Here is a 23,416-nt window from a genome sequence, read left to right on the forward strand (position 1 = left end):
GACAGATACACGTCCTTGCAATCAGTGAAAAGATCGCATGAAGCTACAGGAAGAACTCCATCGCCCGATCCCGTTTGTATCGCTTCAGCAAGAGGCGTTGCTGAATCTGCTGCGCATCGGCGATCAGTTGGAGGTTCGACTGTCTCGTTACTTTCGCGAGCACGGTTTAACGCTATCGCGGTTCAACGTGTTGCGGAATCTGTTGTTGGCCGACCGGCCGTTGACATGCGGCGAGATTGGCGAGCGGATGATTCAAGTGGTCCCGGCGATCACTTCGCTGGTCGATCACCTGGAAAACCAAGGTCTGGTGCAGCGCGAGCGATGTGACGAAGATCGCCGCGTGGTGCATGTGCGAATCACCAAAGCGGGCCGAAAGCTGGCCGACACAGCGATGCAACCACTCAAGGGCATGGAGACGGATCTGTTTGCCAAACTGAATTCAACGGAACTGAAGAGCCTGATAGGGCTAGCGGAAAAGGTCAGGGAATCGTTTGTCGAATACGACAAACTGCCCACTTAAATCAAAATATTCGGGGAACTGGAGACCACGTGTCTAAATCGTTGACGAATCGGGAACTGCAACTCTTTCGGAGTTTCGCTCCCGCACGACACCCAATGCCGCTGCAAGTGGCGTTTCTGTTCATGCTGACCGCGGTACTTGTCACCGGCTGCAAAAAGCAGCCCGCGGGGAAACCTCCTGCGATGGTGCAAACGGTCACCGTGGCATCACCGATCACGAAACAGATCGTCGAATGGGATGCGTACACCGGCCGGCTGGAAGCTGTCGATTTCGTTGAAATCCGAGCCCGCGTTGGCGGATATTTGCAGTCGATCTATTTCGATGAAGGGCAAGTTGTCCAAGCGGGCGATCTGTTGTTCACGATCGATCCGCGTCCATTCCAGGCCGAACTCAACTCGGCCAAGGCGCGGCTGCGACAATCGCAATCGCAACTGAAGCAGACCGAAGCGATGATCAATGAGGCGAAGGCTCGGGCGTTGCAGTCGGAAGCCAAGTTGGAACTTGCCAGTTTGCGGTACAAGCGAACCCAAGCGTTGACGCGACAGAGCGCCGCGTCGCAGGAAGAGCTGGACGAACGCGAAGCGGAATTTTTGCAAGCTAAAGCGGACATCGAAGGGGTTCAAGCAGGAATCAGTTCCGCCCAAGCTGCGCACGCGACCGCCGAAGCGGCGATCGAAGTCGCGCAGGCCGGCGTGGAGACTGCGGAGTTGAATCTGCAGTACACGCAAATCACTGCTCCTGTGACCGGACGGATCAGTCGCCAGTACGTGACCGAGGGGAACTTGATCGCTGGCGGATCGTCGACCTCATCGCTGCTGACCACGATCACATCGATGAACCCGATCTACTGCGTCTTCGACGCCAACGAGCAGGACGTTCTGAAATATTCTCGACTGGCACGATCTGGTGAACGCGAAAGTTCGCGGGTTGCCAAGAATCCCGTCTTCTTAGGTTTGGTCGATGAACAGGGCTTCCCTCACCACGGCCACATGGACTTTGTCGACAACCGATTCGACGCCAATACGGCCAGTATGCGTGCACGTTGCGTCTTCCCCAACGAAGACAATCTGTTGTTGCCCGGTATGTTCGGCCGGATTCGCATCCCCGGCAGCGCGGCGAAACAAGCGGTTTTGATTCCCGATTCCGCGATCGGTACCGATCAATCGACGCAGTATGTCTATGTTGTTGACGGCGACATGATTAAGCGGCGAGCAATTAAGACAGGTCCGATCGTCGACGGTTTACGAGTGATCCGCGAAGGATTGGTCGGCGATGAAACACTGGTGATCGAAGGCCTGCTGCAAGCACGCCCCGATCTCAAGGTGAAGACTGTCGAAGGGACGATCGAAGTCGTCGAGGACGGGTTGCCCGACGATTACGAACCGGTACCTGCGGACCAATGGATCTCGCCCACGCCCGACGAACTACCTGTGGCGATCGCGTCTGGTGAGGTGTCCTCATGAAATTCCCTCACTTCTTTATTGAACGACCGATCTTTGCGGCAGTGCTGTCGTTTTTGATCGTGTTGGTGGGTGGGATCACCTACCTGACGCTCCCGGTCTCGCAATATCCGAGCGTCGCCCCGCCGACGGTTTTGGTCCGAGCAACCTATCCCGGTGCGACGCCACAAGTGATCGCCGATACCGTGGCGACGCCGATCGAACAAGAGATGAACGGCGTCGACGACATGTTGTACATGGAATCGTCGTCAAGCTCCGATGGCACGATGCAGCTGACGGTGACGTTCAAACTGGGCACCGACGTCGATGACGCGCAGGTTCTTGTCCAGAACCGGGTCTCGATCGCTGAAACGCGTTTGCCCGAACAGGTTCGCCAGATCGGAATCACGACGCAGAAACAGATTCCCGACATGTTGATGGTCGTTCACTTGAACTCACCCGATAACAGTCGCGATCAGTTGTACATCAGTAACTTCGCGTTTCTCCGGATTCGCGACGCGCTAATGCGACTGGACGGAGTCGGTGAGATCCGTATCGCGGGCGGCAACGAATACGCGATGCGGGTTTGGTTGGACATCGAGAAGATGACCCACGTCGACCTGACAGCTGGCGACGTCGTGGCGGCGATTCGCGGCCAAAACGTGCAAGTCGCGGCAGGCGTGATCGGCCAGCCGCCGAACGACGACACCGGCGACTTTCAGTTGAACGTGACGACCCAAGGGCGGTTGATCGAGACCGAAGAATTCGGCGACATCATTGTCAAGCGAGGCGATGCCGGCCGGGTCACGCGGTTGCGAGACGTGGCGCGGATCGAACTGGGAGCCCAAGACTATTCGCGGCGCAGCTATCTGGATGGAAAGCCTGCCGTCGCGGTCTTGATCTATCAACGCCCAGGTACCAACGCTGTCGATACCGCCAAAGAAGTCAAACGCGTGATGGCGGAGATGGGCCAAGATTTCCCCGAGGGAATGGGATATGAGATCGCTTACAACCCAACCGATTATGTCGAGGAGTCGATCAACGAGGTTTTCGAAACGCTGTTGATCACCACCGTATTTGTTGTCTTCACGGTCTTCCTGTTCCTGCACGGCTGGCGTCCAACGATCATTCCAGTGATCGCAATTCCGATCTCTTTGATCGGAACGTTTGCCGTGATGCAGTTCATCGGGGTCACGCTCAACACGCTGTCGCTGTTCGGATTGGTGTTGGCGATCGGTATTGTTGTCGACGATGCGATCGTGGTGGTCGAAAACGTGGAACGTTTGATCGCCGAAGGGATGACGCCGCGAGAAGCGACGCACAAGGCGATGGACGAGGTCGGTTCGGCTCTGATCGCAACGACCCTTGTTTTGATTGCGGTCTTTGTGCCGACCGTCTTCGTGCCAGGAATCAGCGGCCAGTTCTATCAGCAGTTTGCCCTAACGATTTCGATCTCCACGGCGATTTCAACCTTTGTCTCGCTGACGCTCAGCCCCGCGTTGTGCGCGCTTTTGTTGCGTCCCAAAGGTGAGGAAAAGCATGGGCTTTCGAAATTGGGACACGTCACGTTCGGTTGGTTCGCTCGCTTGTTCAATCGAACGTTTGATATCACCAGCAACGCCTACGCCGCCGTGATCGGTCGGCTTGTGAAAAAGAGTGGCTTTGCCATCGTGCTCTATCTCGTTCTGTTGGTCTGTACCGGGCTCAGTTTTGGCTTGGTGCCGACTGGCTTTATTCCGGATCAGGATCAAGGTTATGTGATCGTCAGCATCCGTTTGCCCGATGGTGCGTCGTTGTCGCGGACCGATGAAGTGGTCAAACGCGTTGCCGAAATCGGAGGCAAGATCGACGGTGTGGCACACGCTGTCGGTATCGCGGGACTCTCGGGGGCGACCTTTACGATCAGTCCCAATGCGGCGGTGACCTTCCTGCCACTTGAAGACGCCAAAGAACGGGCGGCGCGAGGGCGTGGTATCCACGAGATCGTTGCCGACATGCGGCGAGAGGTCTCGAGCATCAACGAAGCTCAGATTTTCATCATCCCGCCGCCGCCTATTCGCGGTATCGGCCGTGGTGGTGGATTTAAGATGTATGTCCAAGACCGCAGCGGCGCGGGTGTCGAAGCGCTGAACGAAGTGACGGGCACGATGTTGGGAGCTGCCAACCAGCAGCCCGGCGTCGCGCAGGTCTTCACCAACCTGCACATGAACGTTCCGCAAGTCTATGCCGATGTCGACCGCACGAAGGCCCAGATGTTGGACGTTCCGGTCAACAACATCTTCGAAGCGCTGCAGATCTATCTCGGATCGGTCTACGTCAACGACTTCAACTTCCTGGGGCGAACGTATCGAGTGACAGCTCAGGCCGAACCGGAATTCCGCGATGACGCGAGCGATATTTTGCACATGCGAACCCGCAGCGCTGGCGGTGCAACCGTTTCGCTGGGGTCGGTCGTGAACGTCTCGCAGATCGCAGGTCCCGACCGTTTGGTCCGCTTCAACCTCTATCCGGCAGCCGATTTGAACGGCACCACGGTTCCTGGATTCAGTACCGGACAGTCGCTGCAGACGATGGAGGAGCTTGCTGAAGAACTGCTTCCGCCGGGCTTCGGTTACGAATGGACCGAGATTGCGTTTCAAGAGAAGCAGGCCGGCAACACGATCGTGTTCCTGTTTCCGTTAGCGGTTTTGTTCGTCTTCCTGGCGTTGGCCGCTCAATACGAGAGCTGGTTGTTGCCGTTGGCGATCATTTTGATCGTGCCGTTGTGCTTGCTGTTCGCATTGGTCGGAGTCTGGTTCCGCGATATGGACAACAACATCCTCACCCAGATCGGCTTTATCGTATTGATTGGATTGGCGTGTAAGAACGCGATTCTGATCGTCGAATTTGCCAAGGCGGAAGAGGATGCAGGCAAGGATCGTTTCGAAGCCGCGGTCGCCGCCTGCCGGTTGCGTTTGCGTCCGATTCTCATGACAGCGTTTTCGTTTATCCTGGGCGTTGTGCCGCTGTTGATTGCAACTGGTGCTGGTTACGAAATGCGCCGGGTGCTCGGAACCGCCGTCTTCGGTGGGATGTTGGGCGTGACGCTGTTTGGTCTGTTTTTGACTCCAGTCTTCTACGTTCTGCTGCGTCGGTTTGGCAGGAAACGGGTGGCTGAAACCACTTGAGGTTCGGATGGTTGATCGACGTCAGTTTATCGGTTCGATTCCCGTTAGCGCGATGGCGATCTCCGCAATCGCGCTGGCTCGCCCCGCAGCCTCCCAGGATGCGGCGGCGGAAGATTCGTCGAGCGATTCGTTGATCGCCAGTCCTCCCGTGGTGCAAAACCCGCGTGCCGAAAGTTTTGGCGTCAGCATCGCCGTCGATCAGTTGGCGACCGCTTGGGTTGAATACGGCCTGGATCGCTATGATCTGAAGCACACAGCGATTGCCAGCCAGCACGGCTTGGTCAGCGCGGATGATCGGGCGTTGCACGTTCGCGTGCAACACGACCAACCGTTTCCGGTTGGCCAACCGATTTTCTACCGCGTCGTCGTCCAACCGCTGGCATATAAGAACGCCTACGTTTTGCAGCGGGGCGAGCCCCAGGCGACCGACGTCTACGCGTTGCGGTTGCCCGATCCCGGCGCCAAGCGAGTGAGAGTCGTCAGCATCAACGACACGCACGAAAATCTGGAAACGATCCGCCAGCTGCATGCTCAGATCGAAGCGTTGGATCCCGACCTGCTGATCTGGAACGGCGATACCTGCAACGACTTCGACGCGTCGGATCAGCCGGCTCTGATTATGCTGAACCCAGCGAAAGACCGGAGCATATCGTGGGCTAGTACGCGGCCGCTGGTCTTCAGCAACGGGAATCATGACGTCCGCGGCCAGCGGGCTCGCGAAACGATCGACTGTTTTGTCGGCTGCCCCGAGTCTTCCGAACTCCCCTATAACCAAGCCGTTCGCATCGGTCCGCTGGCGCTCGTGACGATGGATACGGGAGAAGACAAACCCGATCGCCATCCGGTTTTCGCCGGCACGGCAGCTTATGAACCCTACCGATCGCGTCAGGCGACGTGGTTGCAACAGGCTGTCAATCAACCCGAGGTCCGCGACGCTCCCTTCAAGATCGTTGCCTGTCACATCCCTTTGCGCGGACTCCCCGATCAGAACGACGGCACGACGCTCGAAGGCTATGCCAGCTTCAGCGGCTTTGGCGCCAAGTTGTGGATGCCAACACTTGTCGAAAGTGGCTTCCAAGCAGTCGTCTCCGGACACATGCACCGCGACCGTTTGGATCCCGCAACCGAAGAGATGCCGATTCTGCAATTTGTCGGAGGCGGGCCGACCGCGGAAAAGGCAACGCTAACGATCATCGATGCCGAGCAAAACGCAGCCGATCCGTCGATGGAGATTCGGATCACCGATCTGGACGGGAAGGTGTTGCACCAGCAGACTTGGAACGGCAAACGATAGGCGATCGAGCTTGGTACAATGGCGTCGCACTTTTGCGCCAACGTACGCTCGCCCCTCTCCTCGCTTTCAAGTGTTCCGATATGAAAAGCAACTCGACGCTTCTCGTCGCGGCAGTCTTCCCGTTCGCGATGCTTACCAGCGGTTTTCTGAACGCCGCCGATCCAAACGTTCCTCCCAATATCGTCTGGATCATTCCCGACGACATGTCGGCGGAGTTCTCCTGCTACGGCGAGACGGCGATCGAGACGCCCAACGTCGACAGCTTGGCAGCGGCTGGCGTAAAGTTCACGAACGCGTATGTGACAGCTCCTGTCTGTTCGACTTGCCGATCGGCCTTCATCACCGGGATGTATCAAACCAGTATCGGGGCGCATCATCATCGCAGCGGTCGCGGGACGGAGAAGATCGAATTGCCAGACGACGTTGCGATGGTCCCCAAGTTGTTCCAAGAGGCGGGCTATCACACGTCGATCACCGGTTGGCCGATGAATGGCAAGCTCGGCAAGACCGATTACAACTTCCAGTGGGACAAATCGATCTACGACAGCAACGACTGGGGCGATCGGAAGCCCGGTCAACCGTTCTTCGCGCAGATCCAAACTCAGGGCGGAAAGTTGCGAGGCAAAGACGCTCGTGGTTGGGAAAAGATCGCGACGGCAGCGGAGAAAGAACTGGGCAGCCGGACGCCGATCAGCGCTGTCGAATTGCCACCCTATTATCCCAACCATCCCGACATCGTCCGCGACTGGGCGGCGTACCTCGATTCGGTGCGAATGACCGATGCGATGGTAGGCGAAGTTGTCGCGAGACTTGAATCCGAAGGCGTCCGCGACAATACGTTGATCCTGTTCATGACCGATCATGGGATCAGCCACGCCCGCGGAAAACAGTTTTTGTACGACGAGGGCTTGCATGTGCCGTTGGTGATCGCCGGACCGGGAATCGCAGCGGGAACGGGTCGCGAAGATCTCGTCGAACACATCGACATCGCCGCGCTGTCGCTTGCCGCGGCGGGGATTCCGATTCCGGCGAACATGCAGGCTCGAGATATTCTGGCGGCCGAGTACCAACCACGATCGGCGGTCTTTGCCGCCCGCGACCGCTGCGACGAAACCGTCGAACATATCCGATCGGTGAGGACTGAGGATTTCAAATACATCCGCAACTTCCTGCCGAACCGACCTTACTTGCAGCCCTGTGCTTACAAAGACGCCAAGCAGATCTTGATCGCACTGCGGCAGTGGCACGCCGCGGGGAAATTGAACGCGACCCAAGAGCTACTGTTTCGGGAAACCCGCCCGCCGGAAGAGCTCTACGATCTGAAGAGCGATCCACACGAGATCGACAACCTCGCCGACGATCCCGCGTTTGCAGAGCAACTGAAATCGCTGCGGGCCCGACTGGATCAATGGATGGAGACAACCGGCGACCAGGGGCGGCAACCGGAATCGGCGGCGATGTACGACAGCGACATGGCGGTCTACCTCGACTCGGTACAGCGGCGCGGCAATGCCGAGTACCTGCAGGCACTTCAGAAGAACATCGCACTGATGAAACGCTGGGCCGCCGAAGGCAAATAGCTCGCCCCGACGCCGCGCGGATGCGAACTCGCAATCCGCGTTATCCGAAGGGACGATGCAGCGCCGTCCCATCGATGCGTTCGATCGATTAGTGCGACTTGATAAACTTCAGCATCAACGGATGGGCGGGTTCGGCCATTCCATGACCATAACCTTGTAGTTCCAACAGCTCGCTTTGCTTGTGCCCAGCCACTTTCATCATCCGCCATAGATAGGCGTTTTCTTCATAGCGGCCCAGCATTTCCAAGTCACGATCGCCGGTGATCAACAACAACGGCGGAGCATCTTTGCGAACGTGATACAACGGTGCCAGGTCGTCGACGATCGGCTGCTTCCCGCCGATGCCACGCTCGGCGCGGATGGTGAAGTGCGTAATCGTGTGACCGCTGTAGGGAATCAACCCCGCGATGTCGTTGGCGTCGATATCGTGAGCCGCCAACCAACGCGTGTCGAGCCCGACCATGCTGGTCAGATAGCCGCCGGCGGAATGCCCACTGACGAAGATCTTCTCGGGAGAGCCGCCGTATTTGGCAATGTTCCTAAAAGTCCAAGCGACCGCAGCGGCGGCGTCCTCGATATGGGTCGGGGATTTGACGGCAGGACTCAAACGATAATTGACCGCAACGACAGCGATCCCTTTGTTCTTCAAACCGCTTGGAATCGACTTGTTCCCCCCCGTCAATCCGCCGCCATGAAACCAAACCACGGTGTCGTAGTCCTTGGTATCGGTTGGGTAGTAGATATCCAGGCGACAGCGCTCGCGCATGTATTCGGTCAGATCGTCGCCGCTGCGATAGGGTACGTCGGCGACGGTGGTGTATTTCGGCGCAACGGCGTCGCTCTTTTGAGCCGAAGCAACATCGACCAATGCGACAAACGGCAGAACAGCAAAAACCGCGAAACGGACAATGGAAACAGAGATGTGCATCAGTGAGTTCTGGTGGGGTTGAGAGTGGGGCGGGACGCCCGGCAACAATCGCTGGGCGAGGAACTTGGTTAGCTGTCGTCCGACGCGGCGTTCTGTTTCGCGTGATGCTCTTGTTGTTTCTTGATAAAAAACTCGAGCTGTCGGCGAATGGGTGGCGAGTGGGGTTCCAAGGCAACCGCTTCGCGTTGGGTACGGACGGCGGCATCGTAATCGCCTAGCGCGTAATAACAATGCGAAAGTGTATCGGTCAGCGACGCGAGCTTGGGGGTCAGTTCCAACGATCGGCGGCTGTAGGCCAACGCGCGTTTCAGATCACCATTGGTATTGGCGGCCAACCATGCGTATTGGTTGCAGTAGTGGGAAATGATTCGCTTCCGCTGCAATTGATTAATGCCGACGATTTGCCGTTCCTCATCGCGGATCATTCGTTCGAACTCGGTCAGCGCAGTACGCATCGCGCGGTTGGTATCGCGTTTCCATTGCTCATCGCCGGGATATCGGTACATCGCGATCAAGATATCGCCATCCAACGGATCGGCGGCGATCGCTGCCTTCAAGGCCTCCGCGGCTTCTTCCGGTTGCTCCGCCTGCAGATGCCCGAGGGCGGCGTTGTAGTGCATCCGGGCTTCGAAGTCGTCGAAAGAATAGATCAGTTCGCGTTCGACGATGCGGCGGAAATCGCGATCGATCTTCATCCGTTCCACCGTCGGTTGCAACGTTTCCGCCGCGTCGCGATGCTGTTCGAATTCGCTTTGGATCATCGCCAGTTTCCAGCGAGCATCGGCGGATGACGAAGTATCGATCGGACAGCGATCGATGACATAGCGGTACTCTCGTTGTGCCCAATCGAAACGACCGCGGCCGACCAATTCCATCGCAACCAACAGATGACGCTGCGTCGCTTGTTGCCGCGCATCGGCTGTCATCGGGCTGCTGCCGTCTTCGTTCAGCGGCGCCAAAGGCGCAAGCTCCAAAGCTTGCGCAACCCAGCGTTCCCCTTCCTTCTCATTGTCGGTTTCGGCCAGCGCCTGGGCCACGGCGTACGACAGCCAGGCATCGTTTTTGAAGTCGCTGGGATCGCGTCGGAGCAGCTGCAGCACGATCGTCCACATCTTGTGATCCAACGCCCATTCGACCGCATCGCGAAGGGGTTGTTTGCGGGATTCGACAAGCTCCAAACTCTCCGTCGCCAGATCGAGCGATTCGGATTCCAGCCCAAACTCCGCGGCGCGAACCGCACAGATCCGGTAGAGCTCCAGCACGGCAAGATCATCGCTCGATCGGGTCGTCTGGCTTGCCACACGATCTCGCTCCGCCGAGATAAACGCCCGCCATGCCGGCCCGTCGTATTCGCCACCGGCGAGGTCGCGGGCGTAGAGATTTAACCACTTGGCCGCTTCGCGCGCGTTCGATCCCAGCGACTCCTCGATCACCGCGCTATTGCGCCGCCGCCCCTCGACCGTCGCCGCGATCGGCTGCTGCATGATCAACAGCGCCGCCGAGCGACTGAGCCGCAGCTTGGTTTCGAAGCGGACCAAACGGCAGAGGGCGGCAAGTCCCTCGCGGTCGGGAAGCGCAGCGAGCCGGTCCATTCGGCTCTTCCGTTCGACCTCCGATTGCGAGCCATATTCGCTGAGGATCTGTCGCACATCGGTCGAATCATCTTCGGTCGACCAACTGACCTGCAGACTTTCGACCAGATAGCGAGCCGCCATCGCGATCTCGCTGTCGTCGTTCATCTGGGCGGCGTGCAACGCGTCGAACGCCAGCAAGCCCATGCGTTGCAATTCACCGCGAGCGCGGATCCGTTTTGCGTAACTGGGGTCGCCCAATTGATCGATCAATCGATCGACTTGTTCTCTCAGCTGAAGGTCACCCTGAGCATCGGGGCGGTCATCTGCGGCGAGCCGTGGCAGCGAACCGGCAAATACGATCCCCATCAATCCAAAAACAACGGCAGCCACGGCGGTTGCCGTCGGAAAAGGAAGGGTTGGCTTTGGCATTTTGGAAACCATCATTTGGACGCGTCGAGAGCGAATTATCAGTCTACAGTCTAACCGGATTATCGGCGGAATAGCAAAACGGTCAGATCGTCGGGTTTGCAGGGACGCCCCTGGTCGGGATGAGCCATCCGGTCGGTGGCCAACTGCGTCAGTTCGTTGGCACAATCGCCGATACTTCCCTTGCGGATACGCGCGATCGCCTCTTGGACCGTCACGTTGTCGGTCAATCCATCGCTGGCCAACATCACGCTGTCGCGGGCGGCCAATCGGATGGGCGAACCGATTTCGATCCGCATCGACGGCGAACCGATGGCGTTCAGAATCACGTGCCGTTCGGCATGCTCCATCGCTTCGCTGGAATTCAACAATCCGGCAGCGAGACCGAAGCCGACGGGGGAATGCGAAGTCGTTTCCAGTTTGATCTTGCCTCGCGAGCCGACGACCAAGGCGATCGAATCGCCGGCGTGGTAGGGACGCACTTCCCTTTTCGAAATCTCGACTACCGCCAGCGTCGTCCCCGAACCGGTCCCCATCGCCTGGACCGCGAGATTGGCGCGTTCAAAACCGTTGATGATCCCGATCCGCAACATTGATTTTTGCTGCAGCGCCTCGTTGATCGCCAGCACCATTTCACGGACCGCCAACGCCGAAGCGACCTCTCCGGCCGAATGCCCTCCCATGCCATCGGCCACGATCAGGACAGACGAATCTTTACCGCAAGGGATGATCGCCGCAACATCTTCGTTGGGGGTCGTTTTGTCGGGACAGCGCGTAGAAAAGACAGCCGCTTCCCCACCGGCAGTCGCGTGGACTACCGACCGGGTCATCTGACGGTTGCGGTAGATAATCGAAGGGCCTTGATCGCCTGAATTGAGCACCAGCTGAACGTCCTTTGCCTGGGTGGTCTAGATGTCCGCAGCGCACCAAGGACAACAGCTCCAAAATTCGCGAGACACGCCCCAACCACACGCTCGACATTTGTCCTTCGAACCTGTGAGCTTCCACACCCGTTGGACTGAGACCTGACACCAGGGGCAGTATCGCATGAACGGCATCAACTGGCCACCACACGCTTCGTTCTCGCATGTGGTCGTGTAGCGTTTATCGGTAAACGAACGAGTCGACCCCAGTTCGAACTCCCCACCGAAACACCAGGGACAATAGGGCCAATCGAGTTTCATCCCCCCTTCGCAGCGCGGGCAGACCTGCGGGAAACGGGTTTCGCGGACATGCAGGGTTGGGTCCGAAGTGCACCAGGGACAGGCCACCATCGATTCGGCGACCGGGCCGCGGCACTTCTTGCACGTTCCGTTGACATCGATCGATTTGCCGTAGTTCCGCAGGAATTGCTGATACCGCAGCGTCCGCCAATCGCGTCGGGTCTTCTTCTTTTTACCGGCGTTTGCCGTTGCCTCGTTGTTCAGGATCGCCCGCGATTTCAGCCGCCGAAAAACGCCCAGCATCTGCGTCGCATTGCGATAGCGGCGTTGCGGTTCCATCAGCAGCGACCGCCGCAGCATCTCGACGAATTCGGGACTCACCCGGTCGCAAAGCGCGCGGTAATTGGGAGGCGGCCAGGAGAAGGGCCATTCGGGCAACTTACCGCTGAAGACTCGGTAGAGCACCAATCCCAATGAGAAAACATCGCTGCGAAAAGACGGTCGCCCCATCGCTTGTTCGGGGGCGATGTAGCCGACGGTTCCCGACCCCGACGCGCGAAGCGTCCGCAGCGCGATCTTGGCGATTCCAAAATCGGTCAACCGCAGATCCCCATTGGGAAACAAGACCATATTTTCCGGCTTGATATCGCAATGGATGATCCGTCGCTCGTGGGCGTACGACACCGCCTCGAGCATCTGTTCGGCGTAACTGAGCCCCATCGACATCGACATCCGCTTCGTGATCCGATCGCCCAAGGTCTGTTCGGCCAGGGGAAACGCGAGCACAAAATGCCCTTCGATGAATTCGGCGTTCTTCAGCGTCAGGATATGCGGATGATCCAAAGAGGCCATCATCCGGACCTCCTTGAGACACTCTTCCAACGTATCGGAACTCAAAGACTGCGAGTACGGGATCTTGAGCGCCACGCGAACACCTTCGATCGTGTCGAGCGCGCGATAAACACCAGCAAAGCCCCCTTCACCGAGCTTCTTCTCTATCTGGTATTTTCCGAGCTTCTGTCGAGACTTGATCATCAAGGTGCACCGATCAAAGATCCACGTCGCCTCGCGATAGACAATCGAACCGAGGAAACCGAGCGAACTAACTTCGAATGATACTCAACGCCTAGCATATCGCATCGACAACTTTCCGAAACCGTATGCAAATCATCATCGCGCCAACGCCACGACACGGGGCGAGCCCGGGCGTCGCGATGGCTAACGATTGCCGAACAGTTTCTGCAAGCCTCGCGAGAGTTCCTTCTGCAGCGCGTTTTTCGCCGTCTCTTCCAACGCCTTGGTTCCCAAACGGGTCAGCGATTCCTGAACCCCGCGTGAATCGAGGCTGGGGCGGCTGAACGTCCCATCGATTGGAATCTGGAACGTCTGGCCAATCATTCCCGCCTTCTGCATATCGCCGCCCGCCCAAGCTGCTTCGATCGGGATCTGAGCGTTCAATTCCAAGCGTCCGTCAAGCGACGCGCTGCCGCTGGAAACGACTTGCACGTCGTCCAATTGCATCATCAAACGTTGATGCGTGACGACGCCGTTTTCCATTACGAAATCGACCGATTGGGCGGGCAGTTCGATCCACTGTCGACCCGCGGTCAGCGGCTTGCTTCCACCCAGCGAGGAAAACTGGCCGATCACGCCAACGACGCTGTTTGCGATCGGGCCGGGCCCGACCTGGGCTTGGTCGATTCCCAGGCGGCCGTTGATTTTGTTTCGCGCCGGTTCCATCGGATAGATCATCGCATGGTCGATCTCCAAATTGAACGTTCCATTGACGTCCGTTGCGTCGGCCAACAGCGGAGCGACATACTTCAACCACGTCCGCGTCATCTCGGTTTCCAGTTGAACCCCTTCGGCAATCAACCCCGGTGCGGGTTGGATCCAGATCGGGTCGTCGCTGTAACTGGCTTTTCCAGCCAGATTCAAACGCCCTTTGGTCAATTGAATCGTCGTCGGTGCGATCTCGATCTGGCCGGCGGCAGCTTTCACTGGAATCGATGCCGCACCGATCTCGACTCCCGCGATCGTCGCAGAATCCCAAGCCAATGTTCCCGACGCCACGACGTCGGCCGGATCGTCACCGTGCATCCGGAATTGCAGATCGATCGGACCTTCGCTGGTCCCGGTCATCTGAATCGGCTGGCCGATCAAATCTTGCAGCCGCCGGGCGATCTCATCGCTGCGCAGCCGGGCCGGCCCGGAAACCGAAAACACGCTGTCGGTGGCGTCAGATCGGTACTTCCCCGCCAGTGTCGCATCGAGCCACTGGGTCGTAATCTTCAATTCCTCCGCGTCGATCGCACCATCGGCTTCGCCATACTGAACCAATCCAACCAACTTTAGATTGGGCTCGCGCCACAGCGATTCGGTGTTGGCTTGCAGAGGGATCGCTTGCTGAACGTTGTTCATATCGACCGAACCCGAAACGCCAACATCTTGCAGCAGTTCCAGGTTATCGCCGCTGGCGTCGACATTCGCCTTCCATACGCCATCGCTGCCGCGGACGCTGGCCCGCCCTTCGACAGTACCTTTGAACTGATAAGTGCTCGCTTCGACCGCCGGCTGCGGTGCAAAACTGGTCAATTGGATCGGTTGGAATCTGCCAGCGATATCACCGCTCGATTGCCGCAACCGTTCGATGTCAGCTCGCCAAGCGACTTCGAGTTCGCTGATACCGGCCGGCCGATAGTCTCCCTGGACGTTCAGCGCCGCGGCATTTCCCTGCGCGGTGAACGACCGAATCGAAATCGGATCCATCGCCATCGGCAACTTGCCGTCGAAGGTCATCTTCAGTGTCGATTGGCTGTACCGAGCCCCCGACCACGCAACGGCGGGTTGTTCCATCGCGACGCTGGCCGCCCGCAAAACGCCGTCGCCCATCGCGATATCGGCGTGCAGCGTTGCGTCGAACTGCCCCTCAGCCGCTCCCATCTCGGTTGGCAACCAAGGCCTCAGCAGACTGACGACCGCCGCGATCCGTCCCTTGCCGACCGCCTTGATCGGCAACAGGGTATTGGCGCTGGGGTTGTCGATCGGTTGTTCCAAGGCGATGTCCCACGTTTGCGAAGCGTTCCGCAACGTGACGCCCGCTTGATTCAAACGAGCCAGGTGGTCAACGGCCCAAACACCGATCGCACCGACTTTGAAATCGACCGATGGTTCGCGAATCGATTCACCGCCAGGCAGTCCGATCACCAACTTGGCCGCCGTCGCTTGGCCGTCCAATCGCCACAGCCCATCCTGTTCGGCGGTCCATCGAATGCTGCCCGACGTGCTGCCGCCGAGTTCGGTTTCGGAAAGGTCGATCAACGGTGACAGCATTCCCGCCAATCGGCCCAGGTCGACGTTGAATTCGGCTTGCCCATTCCGCAGATCACCGCTGCCCGTTGCGTTGGCGAACATGCTGCGAATCTGCAACCGTTCCGCCATGATCCAAGCTCCCGAAGGTCGCGCGGCCAATTGAATCGTCATCGGTTCGATCTGCAACGGTCGCCCAAACGATGTCGCTCGGATCGGATCGGATTCCAAATCGATGTTCGTTATAAATCCGGTCGCGTCCTGAACGCCGCTGAGACTGCCGCGCAACATCGCCGATTCGATCGAAGCGTTTTCGCGCAGCGGCAGCAGGCCCGGAGCCGCCCGGGTCAACCTTGCCAAGTCGATTTCCAGGCCAGCCGTTCCGGTGAGCGCTTCCAACCAAGCAAATGGATTTTCGTCAAGCGGCTGGTTCGCGTCCGATTCGGCGAGTCGGAAGGTGCCGTTCAAATCGGCAACGCCCACATCGCTGCTCAAACGCAAACCGATGCCTTGCAGATGCGTGGCGGTATATAAAAACGAACCTTCCAAACGAGCCGTTTGAATGGCCCACAGGCTGTCGGACAAACGCGGGTCGCCGACCTGAAGATCGCGGAACTGCAAGCTGCGAAAGTCGCCGCGCATCGCGCCGCTGGCGTCGAACGTCAACCGCAGCGAGCCTTCTGCAACGCCAGCGACATATTGCGGCGCAATGCCATCGTTGGTTGGAAACCGCGTCGCCAGAAGTTTAGCGATCGACATCGGCAGCGCCGCCAGATTCGTATCGATCTGCAACGCGCTGGCACCGTCGGCGGTCGACCCGCTCAAACGCAATTCGACTCTGCCCGGGCTGGCTTGCGGATCGATCAACGACATCGCAACGTCACCGCGGGGAAGATCGCCGGTGAATTCAAGGTCGGCCGAAACATCGGCGAGCTTCCACTGCTCGCCGGTCGGCGCATTGATCAATACCGCCTCTGCATCGCGGACGACGATCTTGAACGTCGGCGATTGGCCCGGGCCCGATGGGGAAGCGTCGGACGATTCAGGCTGCGACGGCGCCGAACTGTCAAACGCAGCGAGGTCTTGTTCCAAGCTGGTGGTCCCCGAATCGACAGACAATTGGCTGCGCAGCCCGGTCGCTTGGACGGTCCCGTAATCGGAGCGTCCCGAGATCAAATCGATCAACGTGACTTCGGTTTCGATCCGGGACGCGGTCAACCGCGTCTGTCCGCTGGGACCAACCAATTCCAAATCGTCCAACCGCAGCGGCGTCAGCCATCCCAGCCGAATCCCATACGCTTTGGCTTCCCAACCGTACGCTTTTGCATTGCTGCCCAACAACGAATCGGCGATCGGAGAATTGCAGACGATCGAAGGACCAGCCGCGACGACCAGCACGATCGTAAAAACAAACACTCCAAAAGCGAATCGGTTCCGCATTCGGCGTCGCTGACGCACTTGATCGGTCCGCCGACGCGATGATTCCAACGCGTCGTCCATGTCGTTATCGATGCCTTGCACCACGAGCCTCCTGCTCCATCGGAATCCGATGCGTCAAACCCCACCGCGGCTCATCTGCCCAGGCCTAGCGTTTGTTGTTTGCGCACGAGCTACCTATCATTACGAAAAGACCGCCGATTCTAAACAGAATCGCGGCCCCAACCCAACATCATTCTGGGAGTTGATATCAATTGGAAGGTTTTCTGCAAATCACCACGACGACGGCCAGCGAAGCGGAGGCGACGGCGATCGCGGCACGCTTGATCGAACTGCGTTACGCTGCGTGCGTCCAGGTCGAGGGGCCGATCGCCAGCCACTACCGTTGGGACGGGAGCGTTCACTGCGAGCCAGAATTCCGGTTGAGCATCAAGACCGTCGGCTCGCGGCTGGCCGATGTGGAGCGGTTGATCGAGGAACTGCATTCGTATCAGCAACCTGAAATCATCGCTGTCCCGATCGTCGCCGGAGCGGCGGGATACCTGGACTGGATCACCGAACAGACGCGTTAGGCTCACCGGCCCCCAGGATTCCCAGGGTTGGTCGCGTCGTTGGAAGTGCTAGAATTCCGGGGGCATCCGAAGTCGTCGGCCTCGACGGCACATCAATCAGGATTGCGGGCTAGTCACCCGTGGACAAATGGATTTGCATCGATACCCCGAACGATTTGAAGGCTTTGGGCCCAATCCACTGGACCCGTTGGGACCGCGCACGACGCACCAAGTCGTTGCGGCGACCAACGTCCAACTGCGATCACTCGTTCGCCAACAGTGTCCCAAATCGCCCGGCATCTACGGAATGTTGGATCGCCGCGGGCAATTGATCTACGTCGGCAAATCAAAGCGATTGCGAACGCGCCTGCTCTCCTACTTCAGCCCTCGCAATGCGGAAGAGAAGGCGGGACGCATCATCCAGGGATCGCAAACGATCCTGTGGGAATCGCAGCCGAGTGAATTTGCGGCGCTGTTGCGCGAACAGCAACTGATCCGCCGTTGGACACCGCGATGGAACGTTCAAGAGATCCCCAAACGGCAACGCCCGGTCTATCTCTGCTTGGGCGGCGCTCCGGCTCCCTATTTCTTCTTAGACAGAATGCCGCCGGCCGATGTTGTCGCCAGCGAGGGTCCGTTCATGGGGGCGGGCAAGATGCAGCGAGCGGTCGATGCGTTGAACAACTTCTTTCGCTTGCGCGATTGCAGCAGCAAACAAGAACTCTATTTCGCCGATCAATTGCAACTGTTCGAACTTCAACAGCGGCCGGGCTGTTTGCGATTTGAAATCGGGCGCTGCAGCGGGCCCTGCGTGGGGCAATGCACGCGCCGCCAATACGATCAACAGGTTGCCGAAGCGGAGAGCTTTTTGGATGGTTTTCACGCCGCACCTCTAGAAGCGATCCGCGAAACGATCCAACGCGCCGCAAAGGGGCAGCAATACGAATTGGCGGCCCGGATGAGCCGCGATCTGCTCGCTCTGGAATTCCTGCATCGCAAGCTGATGTTTCTGGCGGCGGCGCGGCGCAAATACACCTTCATCTACGCAGTGCCGGGAGAGCACGATACGCCGGACGAACCAGCCCCGCGTGGCGTCTGGTATTTGATTCGGCGCGGAGAAGTGTGCGAATCGATTGTCGCCCCGCGATGCCCCGAAGAATACCAACGGGCTCGACAACGGGTCGCTCATTGGAAGCGAGTCCTCGCCGATCCCGAGAACCATCGCGCGGCGAGCCCGTTTCCGTTCACTCTTTCACTGGTGGCGAACTGGCTGCGAAAACAGCCGCAAGAACTCGAACGGACCTTTCACCCATCGGAGGCCGGGCGTCGCTATCGCGCCCTGGCCCGCGTGTGATCGCTCCATCGTCGACGGGGCGCCCGAGGCGAAGATTCGCCCCGAGCTGATGAATCGCGGGACGGATCAATCGTCGATGCAAGTTTCCAAGAAGCGAGCCAGCTTGTAGAAGTCGCTGTCGCGTTCGATGAATCGTACCTTGGTAACCAGGGTTTGCGGGTCGACCAATTTATCGAAGGGAACGAAGTGTAGGTCCAACTGTCCCGAAACCGAAACCATCACACCATTCAATTTTTCTTCGTTGAGGGCGCGGTAGGCACCAACCCCTAATTGCGAACCGAGCATTACATCGAAGGCATGCGGCGGAGCGCAACGGCATTCGTAGCCGAGTTGCAATCCGTTGACTTTGCGTGTCTTTCCGGTCCGCTCTTCATAACGACGTGCCAACAGGCCCGAGATCATCGATCCGAGATTGATCTGAGCGATCGCGATATGGCCGTGCTCGTCGCGATCGATCCCTTCCAAATTTTTACTTGGGAGGAATTCAGCCAAACCTTCGGCGATCACGATCACGCCATACTCGCGTCCTTGGCGTTCGCGAGCCAACATCATGTCGACCATGCGGTCGATGACGCGGTCGATTTCCATCACCGGGCGAGTCTCTCCGGTATCGGCGTTGACAACTTCTTCGCCCCGCAGGCTGCCGGCGATGTCTTCGACCGACAAAACCATGCTCGCTTCGCCCGCGATCGCGGCACCGTAAGCCAACCAACCGGCGCTGCGGCCCATCGCCTCACAGATAAAGTAGGCGCGACCGGCCGAAGCGTCGTAGTTCAGGTTGCGAATCTCTTCGGCCAACGTTTCGACAGCGGTGAAGTAACCAAAAGTAAAATCGATGCCCATGTAATCGTTGTCGATCGTCTTCGGCAGATGCACGACAGGGAAACGCTTGGCGTCTTCTGGCAAACGATCTTGGAACATCTTGATCTTGTTCGCGGTTTTCAGCGTGTCGTCGCCGCCGATCGAGATCAACGCATCGACGCCCAACGAGCTCAGTCCTTCGTAGACGCGGCGGAGAGGTGCCGACAATTCAGCGTCGTCGAGATGCTCTGGACTAGAGACATGCTTTCCAGGGTTGGTCCGCGCCGTGCCGATCATGATCCCGCGACTGGTCCGAGCGTGCGCCAGCATCTCATGGGTGAACTTGATGTAATCGACACCTTCACGCATCGGCCCCGCCGCGGTGTATTCAGCCAATCGGCTATAGCCGTGCTTGATGCCGACGACCTCAATGCCCTCTTTCAAAAACGACTGAGCAGCGGTTGCGATCACGGAATTGGCAGCTGGTGCGGGCCCGCCGGCGAACAGGATGGCGACGCGTTTGATTTCTTGTGACATGGAAAGAGTGCCTGAATCGGTTCGATAGGTGTTTGTTGGGTAAGCGGCCAGCCGATTGCTGGCAATTCACGAATTCGCTTCGCTGGCAAACCAGGAATAGGGCTAGATTCTAAGGCTCCGCGGCAAATCGGCAACGCCCGTTGCTCGGCTCCGTCGGGGAGGATCGGCGAGGAACAAGACGTCTTTAGAAAGTGCGGCCAAGCAACGGCAAGGATTTCCTGCTCGCCCCGGAGCGACAGGCGTGCTGTTCTCCCCAAGCGAACGCTGCCGCGCCCCCATCCAAGCAGGAAGATCTCCCTGGCAACCGGTTTGTACACTAGATGTCCGTCGGCAGAGCACAATGAATCCGATCATCCGCACAATCGTTAAACCTAGCCTGGCCAACGCAAGAGTCGTCACAAGATAGAGACTTAAACCAATTTTTCGTTCAAGTACTTGGGTGAATGTACACCTGCTGTATAAGATGGCTGGACGGAACCCTCGGGCTGATACCGCCTCTCCTCTGCCGGTCGCAATCGACCACCGCCCCCAAATTCACGCTAGACGGCTGCGAATTATGAATCAAATGGATCCAACAATGAACTCGGTGGGCATGCACCATGAAATGCCGGCGTTTGATTACGTCGGGATGCTCTGGCGTCGCAAATGGTTGCTGATGTTCGGCGCGTTATTGGGCGTGGGACTGGGATATTTGTACTACACCAAGCAACCGCCGGTCTATCAATCGTCGGCCGAGGTCCAGATCACCACCCCGAACGCGGCAAAAAACATGCCGATCGAAGGGCTGGAGTATCAGGCCTCCTCCAACCCGCTGGCCGATGAGATCCGCGTGATCCGCAGCGAACTGGTCCTTCGCGACGCCGCGCAGATGGGCGATCTATCGAAGACCAAAACCTTCGCGGGGATGTCCAATGAACAGATCGCATCTGCGCTTTCGGGCAGCGGATCGCTGAAGCTGTCGCCAGTCAATGGGAACATGGGTGGTAACGTGATCACGGTTGCCTACTCTTGCAACGACCCCAACGAATCGCGGCGGATCGTCCAATCCGTTGTCGATGCCTACTCCAAGTATCTACAGAGCCTGCATCGCAATGTCGGCGAAGAGACGCTGTCGTTTATCGATGAAGCGCGGGGCGACGTGTTGCAGAGATTGCAGGAACTGGAACGCGAGTACGACAAATTCAAACAAACCACGTTGCTAGTGAATCGGGGTGGCACCCGGACCAGCGTGCACCGTGAAAATGCCGATCAATTGCTTGCCGAAAAGCAAAAGCTGAGCATGGAACGGACCACGATGTTTGGTCAGCACCAAGCGATCAGCCAGGCGTTGGAAGCGAAACAGGACCCCGAGGCGATCCTGGCGATGTTAAAGCAAGCTCTCGGCGAATCGTTGCTTCCCAAGGATGAACTTTTGGCCGGCGACGAAGCGGGCATCGCCGATGGGGCGCCAACACGACTGACCGGCAAGCTGACTCCGCGGGTGCAAAAGCGTTCCGAAGTGATGCGGCAGGATCAATTGTTCCCGCTGCGACTGAAAGAACAGGAGCTGTTGACCGCGTTTGCCCCCTCCCATCCAGCGGTCGCATCGCTGCGGATCAAGATCGATGGCATCGAGCAATTGATTGCGGAAGTCGAAGCGAGCGAAGAGCGGCTCGAACGCGAGATGCAAAAAGAACTCGAAGCCTTGCAGGCTCAAGCCGACGAAGAAGCGAAATTGCGAGCCGCCGGAGAGACCGGCCCCGAAGATCCAATGCTGACCCTGCAGCGTCAGATCAACATCCGCTTGGTCGCCTTGGATCAAGGTCTCAAATCGCTCGATCAACAACTTGCTGTGATCAGCGACGCCTATAACAACGAACGCGAACAAGCCCGGATCGAAGAAGGAGCGGAGGTTAAAGCCGCCGGATTCGAACGCGATATCGCACGTCAACGCGAACTGTACGAGCGGATCGTCGCCCGTTTCGACGAATTGAACATCGTCTCGGATATGGATGGTCGACGCGTCTCGGAACTGAACTCGCCCAAGCGAGGTTGGCAGATCGCACCTTCGATGTCCCGCAACCTTTCGATGGGCTGCTTCCTGGGATTGTTGGGGGCTGCCGGGATCGGGTATCTGCTGGAATGGTCCGACAAATCGTACCACAGCCCCGACGAGATCGCCGAACACCTGCGAATGCCGGTTATCGGACACATCCCCGCGGTCCGTCCCGACATGGAAAAGGTCAAGGAGATGAAATCTCAACTCGACCCATCCTTGTGTACCTATTTCCAGCCGCGAAGCACGTTCTGCGAAGCCTATCGGGCGATCCGCACAGCGCTCTACTTCAGCAACCAAAAACGCGATGGCGTGAACAAAGTCATCCAGGTCACCAGTGCGGTCCCATCGGACGGTAAGTCGACGATCACCGCGAACCTGGCCGTGACAACCGCTCAAGCGGGCAAGAACGTGTTGTTGATCGATTGCGATTTCCGTCGCCCACGCGTTCACCAACTGTTCAAGCTGGAATCGAAGCGTGGCGTCGCTTGGATGGTGCAAAACATGCCCGACGATCCGCGCCAATCGGGGGCGGAAATGATCGGCGAAGCGGTCCAGGAGACCGAAATCCCGAACCTTTGCGTGATGCCTTGCGGTGAACGGCCAGCGAATCCGGCGGAGCTGCTGTCGTCGCCGAAGTTCGACCAGATGTTAACCCTGTTGAAGGAAAAATTCGATCTGATCTTGATCGACACGCCGCCGTTGCTGGCAGTCACCGACCCCAGCAATATCGCCGGACGCGTCGATGGCGTGATCCTGGTGATTCGCATTCGCAAAGTGATCCGTCCGATGGCAGTTCGCGCTTCGCGGATGCTCGAAACCCTGGGTGCCAATGTGTTGGGCGTCGTGGTCAACGGTGTCGGCAGCCGGGAGGCTTACGGTTACGGTTCGAAGTACTACCGCTCGCGCTCGAACTACTATGGCGGCGATTATTATCGCTCCGGCTATGGATATTCCTACGGCAACAGCTACGGTGTCGGCGACCAATACGAATACGGCAACTACTACGAAGCCCCCGAAGGCCCTGCGGAAGGAACCCCTTCCCGCGGTGCGAAGGCCCAACCTGTCAACGGTCACGCCGCCACTGGCAGCAAATCGGTATAGAGCCGGACTCCGCGGGACGCACCAACGACCGATTGCATCTTCGTCCCTCGGCAAATTGCGTTCTGCGCCGCAGATGGCGCAGAGTGGCAGGAGCGGAACAGGGTCGTGCTGAACGCACTGTCGCGGATATCGAACTCGATTGTTGTTTTCCCGTGACAGATAACCCTACAATGGTGCAGGTCTCTAACCTGCGCGTT

14 protein-coding genes are annotated in these 23,416 nt (G+C 58.3%); 8 read left to right on the top strand and 6 right to left on the bottom strand.

Annotation, left to right across the window (positions count from 1 at the left end; all coding sequences use genetic code 11):
* The first annotated feature begins 37 nt into the window (after positions 1-37).
* From EC9_RS14255 to EC9_RS14275, 5 genes are all read left to right on the top strand, one after another.
* On the top strand, positions 38-520 hold the full coding sequence (locus EC9_RS14255) for a MarR family winged helix-turn-helix transcriptional regulator (protein WP_145346257.1): 483 nt from the start codon (positions 38-40) through the stop codon (positions 518-520).
* 182 nt (positions 521-702) lie between these two features.
* On the top strand, positions 703-1,983 hold the full coding sequence (locus tag EC9_RS14260) for an efflux RND transporter periplasmic adaptor subunit (RefSeq protein WP_391556727.1): 1,281 nt from the start codon (positions 703-705) through the stop codon (positions 1,981-1,983).
* Positions 1,980-5,126 (top strand): efflux RND transporter permease subunit, encoded by a 3,147-nt coding sequence (locus EC9_RS14265; RefSeq protein WP_145346261.1) that lies wholly within the window; start codon positions 1,980-1,982, stop codon positions 5,124-5,126. Before EC9_RS14260 ends, EC9_RS14265 begins: the two co-directional genes overlap by 4 nt.
* Before the next feature lie 7 nt (positions 5,127-5,133).
* Positions 5,134-6,420, top strand: coding sequence for a metallophosphoesterase family protein (locus tag EC9_RS14270; protein WP_145346263.1), 1,287 nt, complete (start codon positions 5,134-5,136; stop codon positions 6,418-6,420).
* 80 nt (positions 6,421-6,500) lie between these two features.
* On the top strand, positions 6,501-8,000 hold the full coding sequence (locus EC9_RS14275) for a sulfatase family protein (protein ID WP_145346265.1): 1,500 nt from the start codon (positions 6,501-6,503) through the stop codon (positions 7,998-8,000).
* Positions 8,001-8,088: 88 nt separating this feature from the next.
* Here the strand turns inward: EC9_RS14275 and EC9_RS14280 are convergent, their stop codons facing one another.
* From EC9_RS14280 to EC9_RS14300, 5 genes are all read right to left on the bottom strand, one after another.
* Positions 8,089-8,928 carry an alpha/beta hydrolase gene (locus EC9_RS14280; protein WP_145346267.1) on the bottom strand — a complete coding sequence of 280 codons (840 nt, stop codon included), beginning with the start codon at positions 8,926-8,928 and terminating at the stop codon, positions 8,089-8,091.
* Between the two features lie 68 nt (positions 8,929-8,996).
* The gene (locus tag EC9_RS14285; protein ID WP_218934140.1) at positions 8,997-10,931 is read right to left on the bottom strand and encodes a hypothetical protein; all 1,935 of its coding nucleotides are present in this window, start codon (positions 10,929-10,931) and stop codon (positions 8,997-8,999) included.
* 59 nt (positions 10,932-10,990) lie between these two features.
* Complete coding sequence (locus EC9_RS14290; RefSeq protein WP_145346271.1) at positions 10,991-11,809, bottom strand: PP2C family protein-serine/threonine phosphatase; 819 nt, start codon at positions 11,807-11,809, stop codon at positions 10,991-10,993.
* Positions 11,810-11,836: 27 nt separating this feature from the next.
* On the bottom strand, positions 11,837-13,126 hold the full coding sequence (locus tag EC9_RS14295) for a serine/threonine protein kinase (RefSeq protein WP_145346273.1): 1,290 nt from the start codon (positions 13,124-13,126) through the stop codon (positions 11,837-11,839).
* A 183-nt stretch (positions 13,127-13,309) separates the two neighbouring features.
* Entirely contained in the window at positions 13,310-16,921 is a 3,612-nt protein-coding gene (locus EC9_RS14300) for a hypothetical protein (RefSeq protein ID WP_145346275.1), read from the bottom strand.
* A gap of 170 nt (positions 16,922-17,091) precedes the next feature.
* Here EC9_RS14300 and cutA point away from each other — a divergent pair, with 170 nt between their 5' ends.
* Both cutA and EC9_RS14310 read left to right on the top strand, forming a co-directional pair.
* On the top strand, positions 17,092-17,409 hold the full coding sequence (gene cutA / locus EC9_RS14305; RefSeq protein WP_145346277.1) for a divalent-cation tolerance protein CutA: 318 nt from the start codon (positions 17,092-17,094) through the stop codon (positions 17,407-17,409).
* 127 nt (positions 17,410-17,536) lie between these two features.
* Complete coding sequence (locus EC9_RS14310) at positions 17,537-18,742, top strand: GIY-YIG nuclease family protein (protein ID WP_145346279.1); 1,206 nt, start codon at positions 17,537-17,539, stop codon at positions 18,740-18,742.
* Between the two features lie 66 nt (positions 18,743-18,808).
* Here EC9_RS14310 and EC9_RS14315 read toward each other — a convergent pair whose 3' ends face one another.
* Complete coding sequence (locus tag EC9_RS14315; protein ID WP_145346281.1) at positions 18,809-20,080, bottom strand: 6-phosphofructokinase; 1,272 nt, start codon at positions 20,078-20,080, stop codon at positions 18,809-18,811.
* A gap of 577 nt (positions 20,081-20,657) precedes the next feature.
* Between EC9_RS14315 and EC9_RS14320 the strand changes: the two genes are divergently transcribed.
* Entirely contained in the window at positions 20,658-23,219 is a 2,562-nt protein-coding gene (locus tag EC9_RS14320) for a GumC family protein (RefSeq protein WP_218934141.1), read from the top strand.
* The last annotated feature ends 197 nt before the right edge of the window (positions 23,220-23,416 follow it).

Source organism: Rosistilla ulvae (assembly GCF_007741475.1).
Lineage (GTDB): Bacteria > Planctomycetota > Planctomycetia > Pirellulales > Pirellulaceae > Rosistilla > Rosistilla ulvae.

Bases quoted from the DNA above. Each gene is read 5' to 3' on its own strand.
- EC9_RS14265 (WP_145346261.1), top strand. From the start codon at position 1,980: ATGAAATTCCCTCACTTCTTTATTGAACGACCGATCTTTGCGGCAGTG.
- EC9_RS14270 (WP_145346263.1), top strand. From the start codon at position 5,134: ATGGTTGATCGACGTCAGTTTATCGGTTCGATTCCCGTTAGCGCGATG.
- EC9_RS14315 (WP_145346281.1), bottom strand. From the start codon at position 20,080: ATGTCACAAGAAATCAAACGCGTCGCCATCCTGTTCGCCGGCGGGCCC.
- EC9_RS14320 (WP_218934141.1), top strand. From the start codon at position 20,658: ATGAACTCGGTGGGCATGCACCATGAAATGCCGGCGTTTGATTACGTC.
- EC9_RS14255 (WP_145346257.1), top strand. From the start codon at position 38: ATGAAGCTACAGGAAGAACTCCATCGCCCGATCCCGTTTGTATCGCTT.
- EC9_RS14295 (WP_145346273.1), bottom strand. From the start codon at position 13,126: ATGATCAAGTCTCGACAGAAGCTCGGAAAATACCAGATAGAGAAGAAG.
- EC9_RS14285 (WP_218934140.1), bottom strand. From the start codon at position 10,931: ATGCCAAAGCCAACCCTTCCTTTTCCGACGGCAACCGCCGTGGCTGCC.
- EC9_RS14310 (WP_145346279.1), top strand. From the start codon at position 17,537: ATGGATTTGCATCGATACCCCGAACGATTTGAAGGCTTTGGGCCCAAT.
- EC9_RS14275 (WP_145346265.1), top strand. From the start codon at position 6,501: ATGAAAAGCAACTCGACGCTTCTCGTCGCGGCAGTCTTCCCGTTCGCG.
- EC9_RS14280 (WP_145346267.1), bottom strand. From the start codon at position 8,928: ATGCACATCTCTGTTTCCATTGTCCGTTTCGCGGTTTTTGCTGTTCTG.
- EC9_RS14260 (WP_391556727.1), top strand. From the start codon at position 703: ATGGTGCAAACGGTCACCGTGGCATCACCGATCACGAAACAGATCGTC.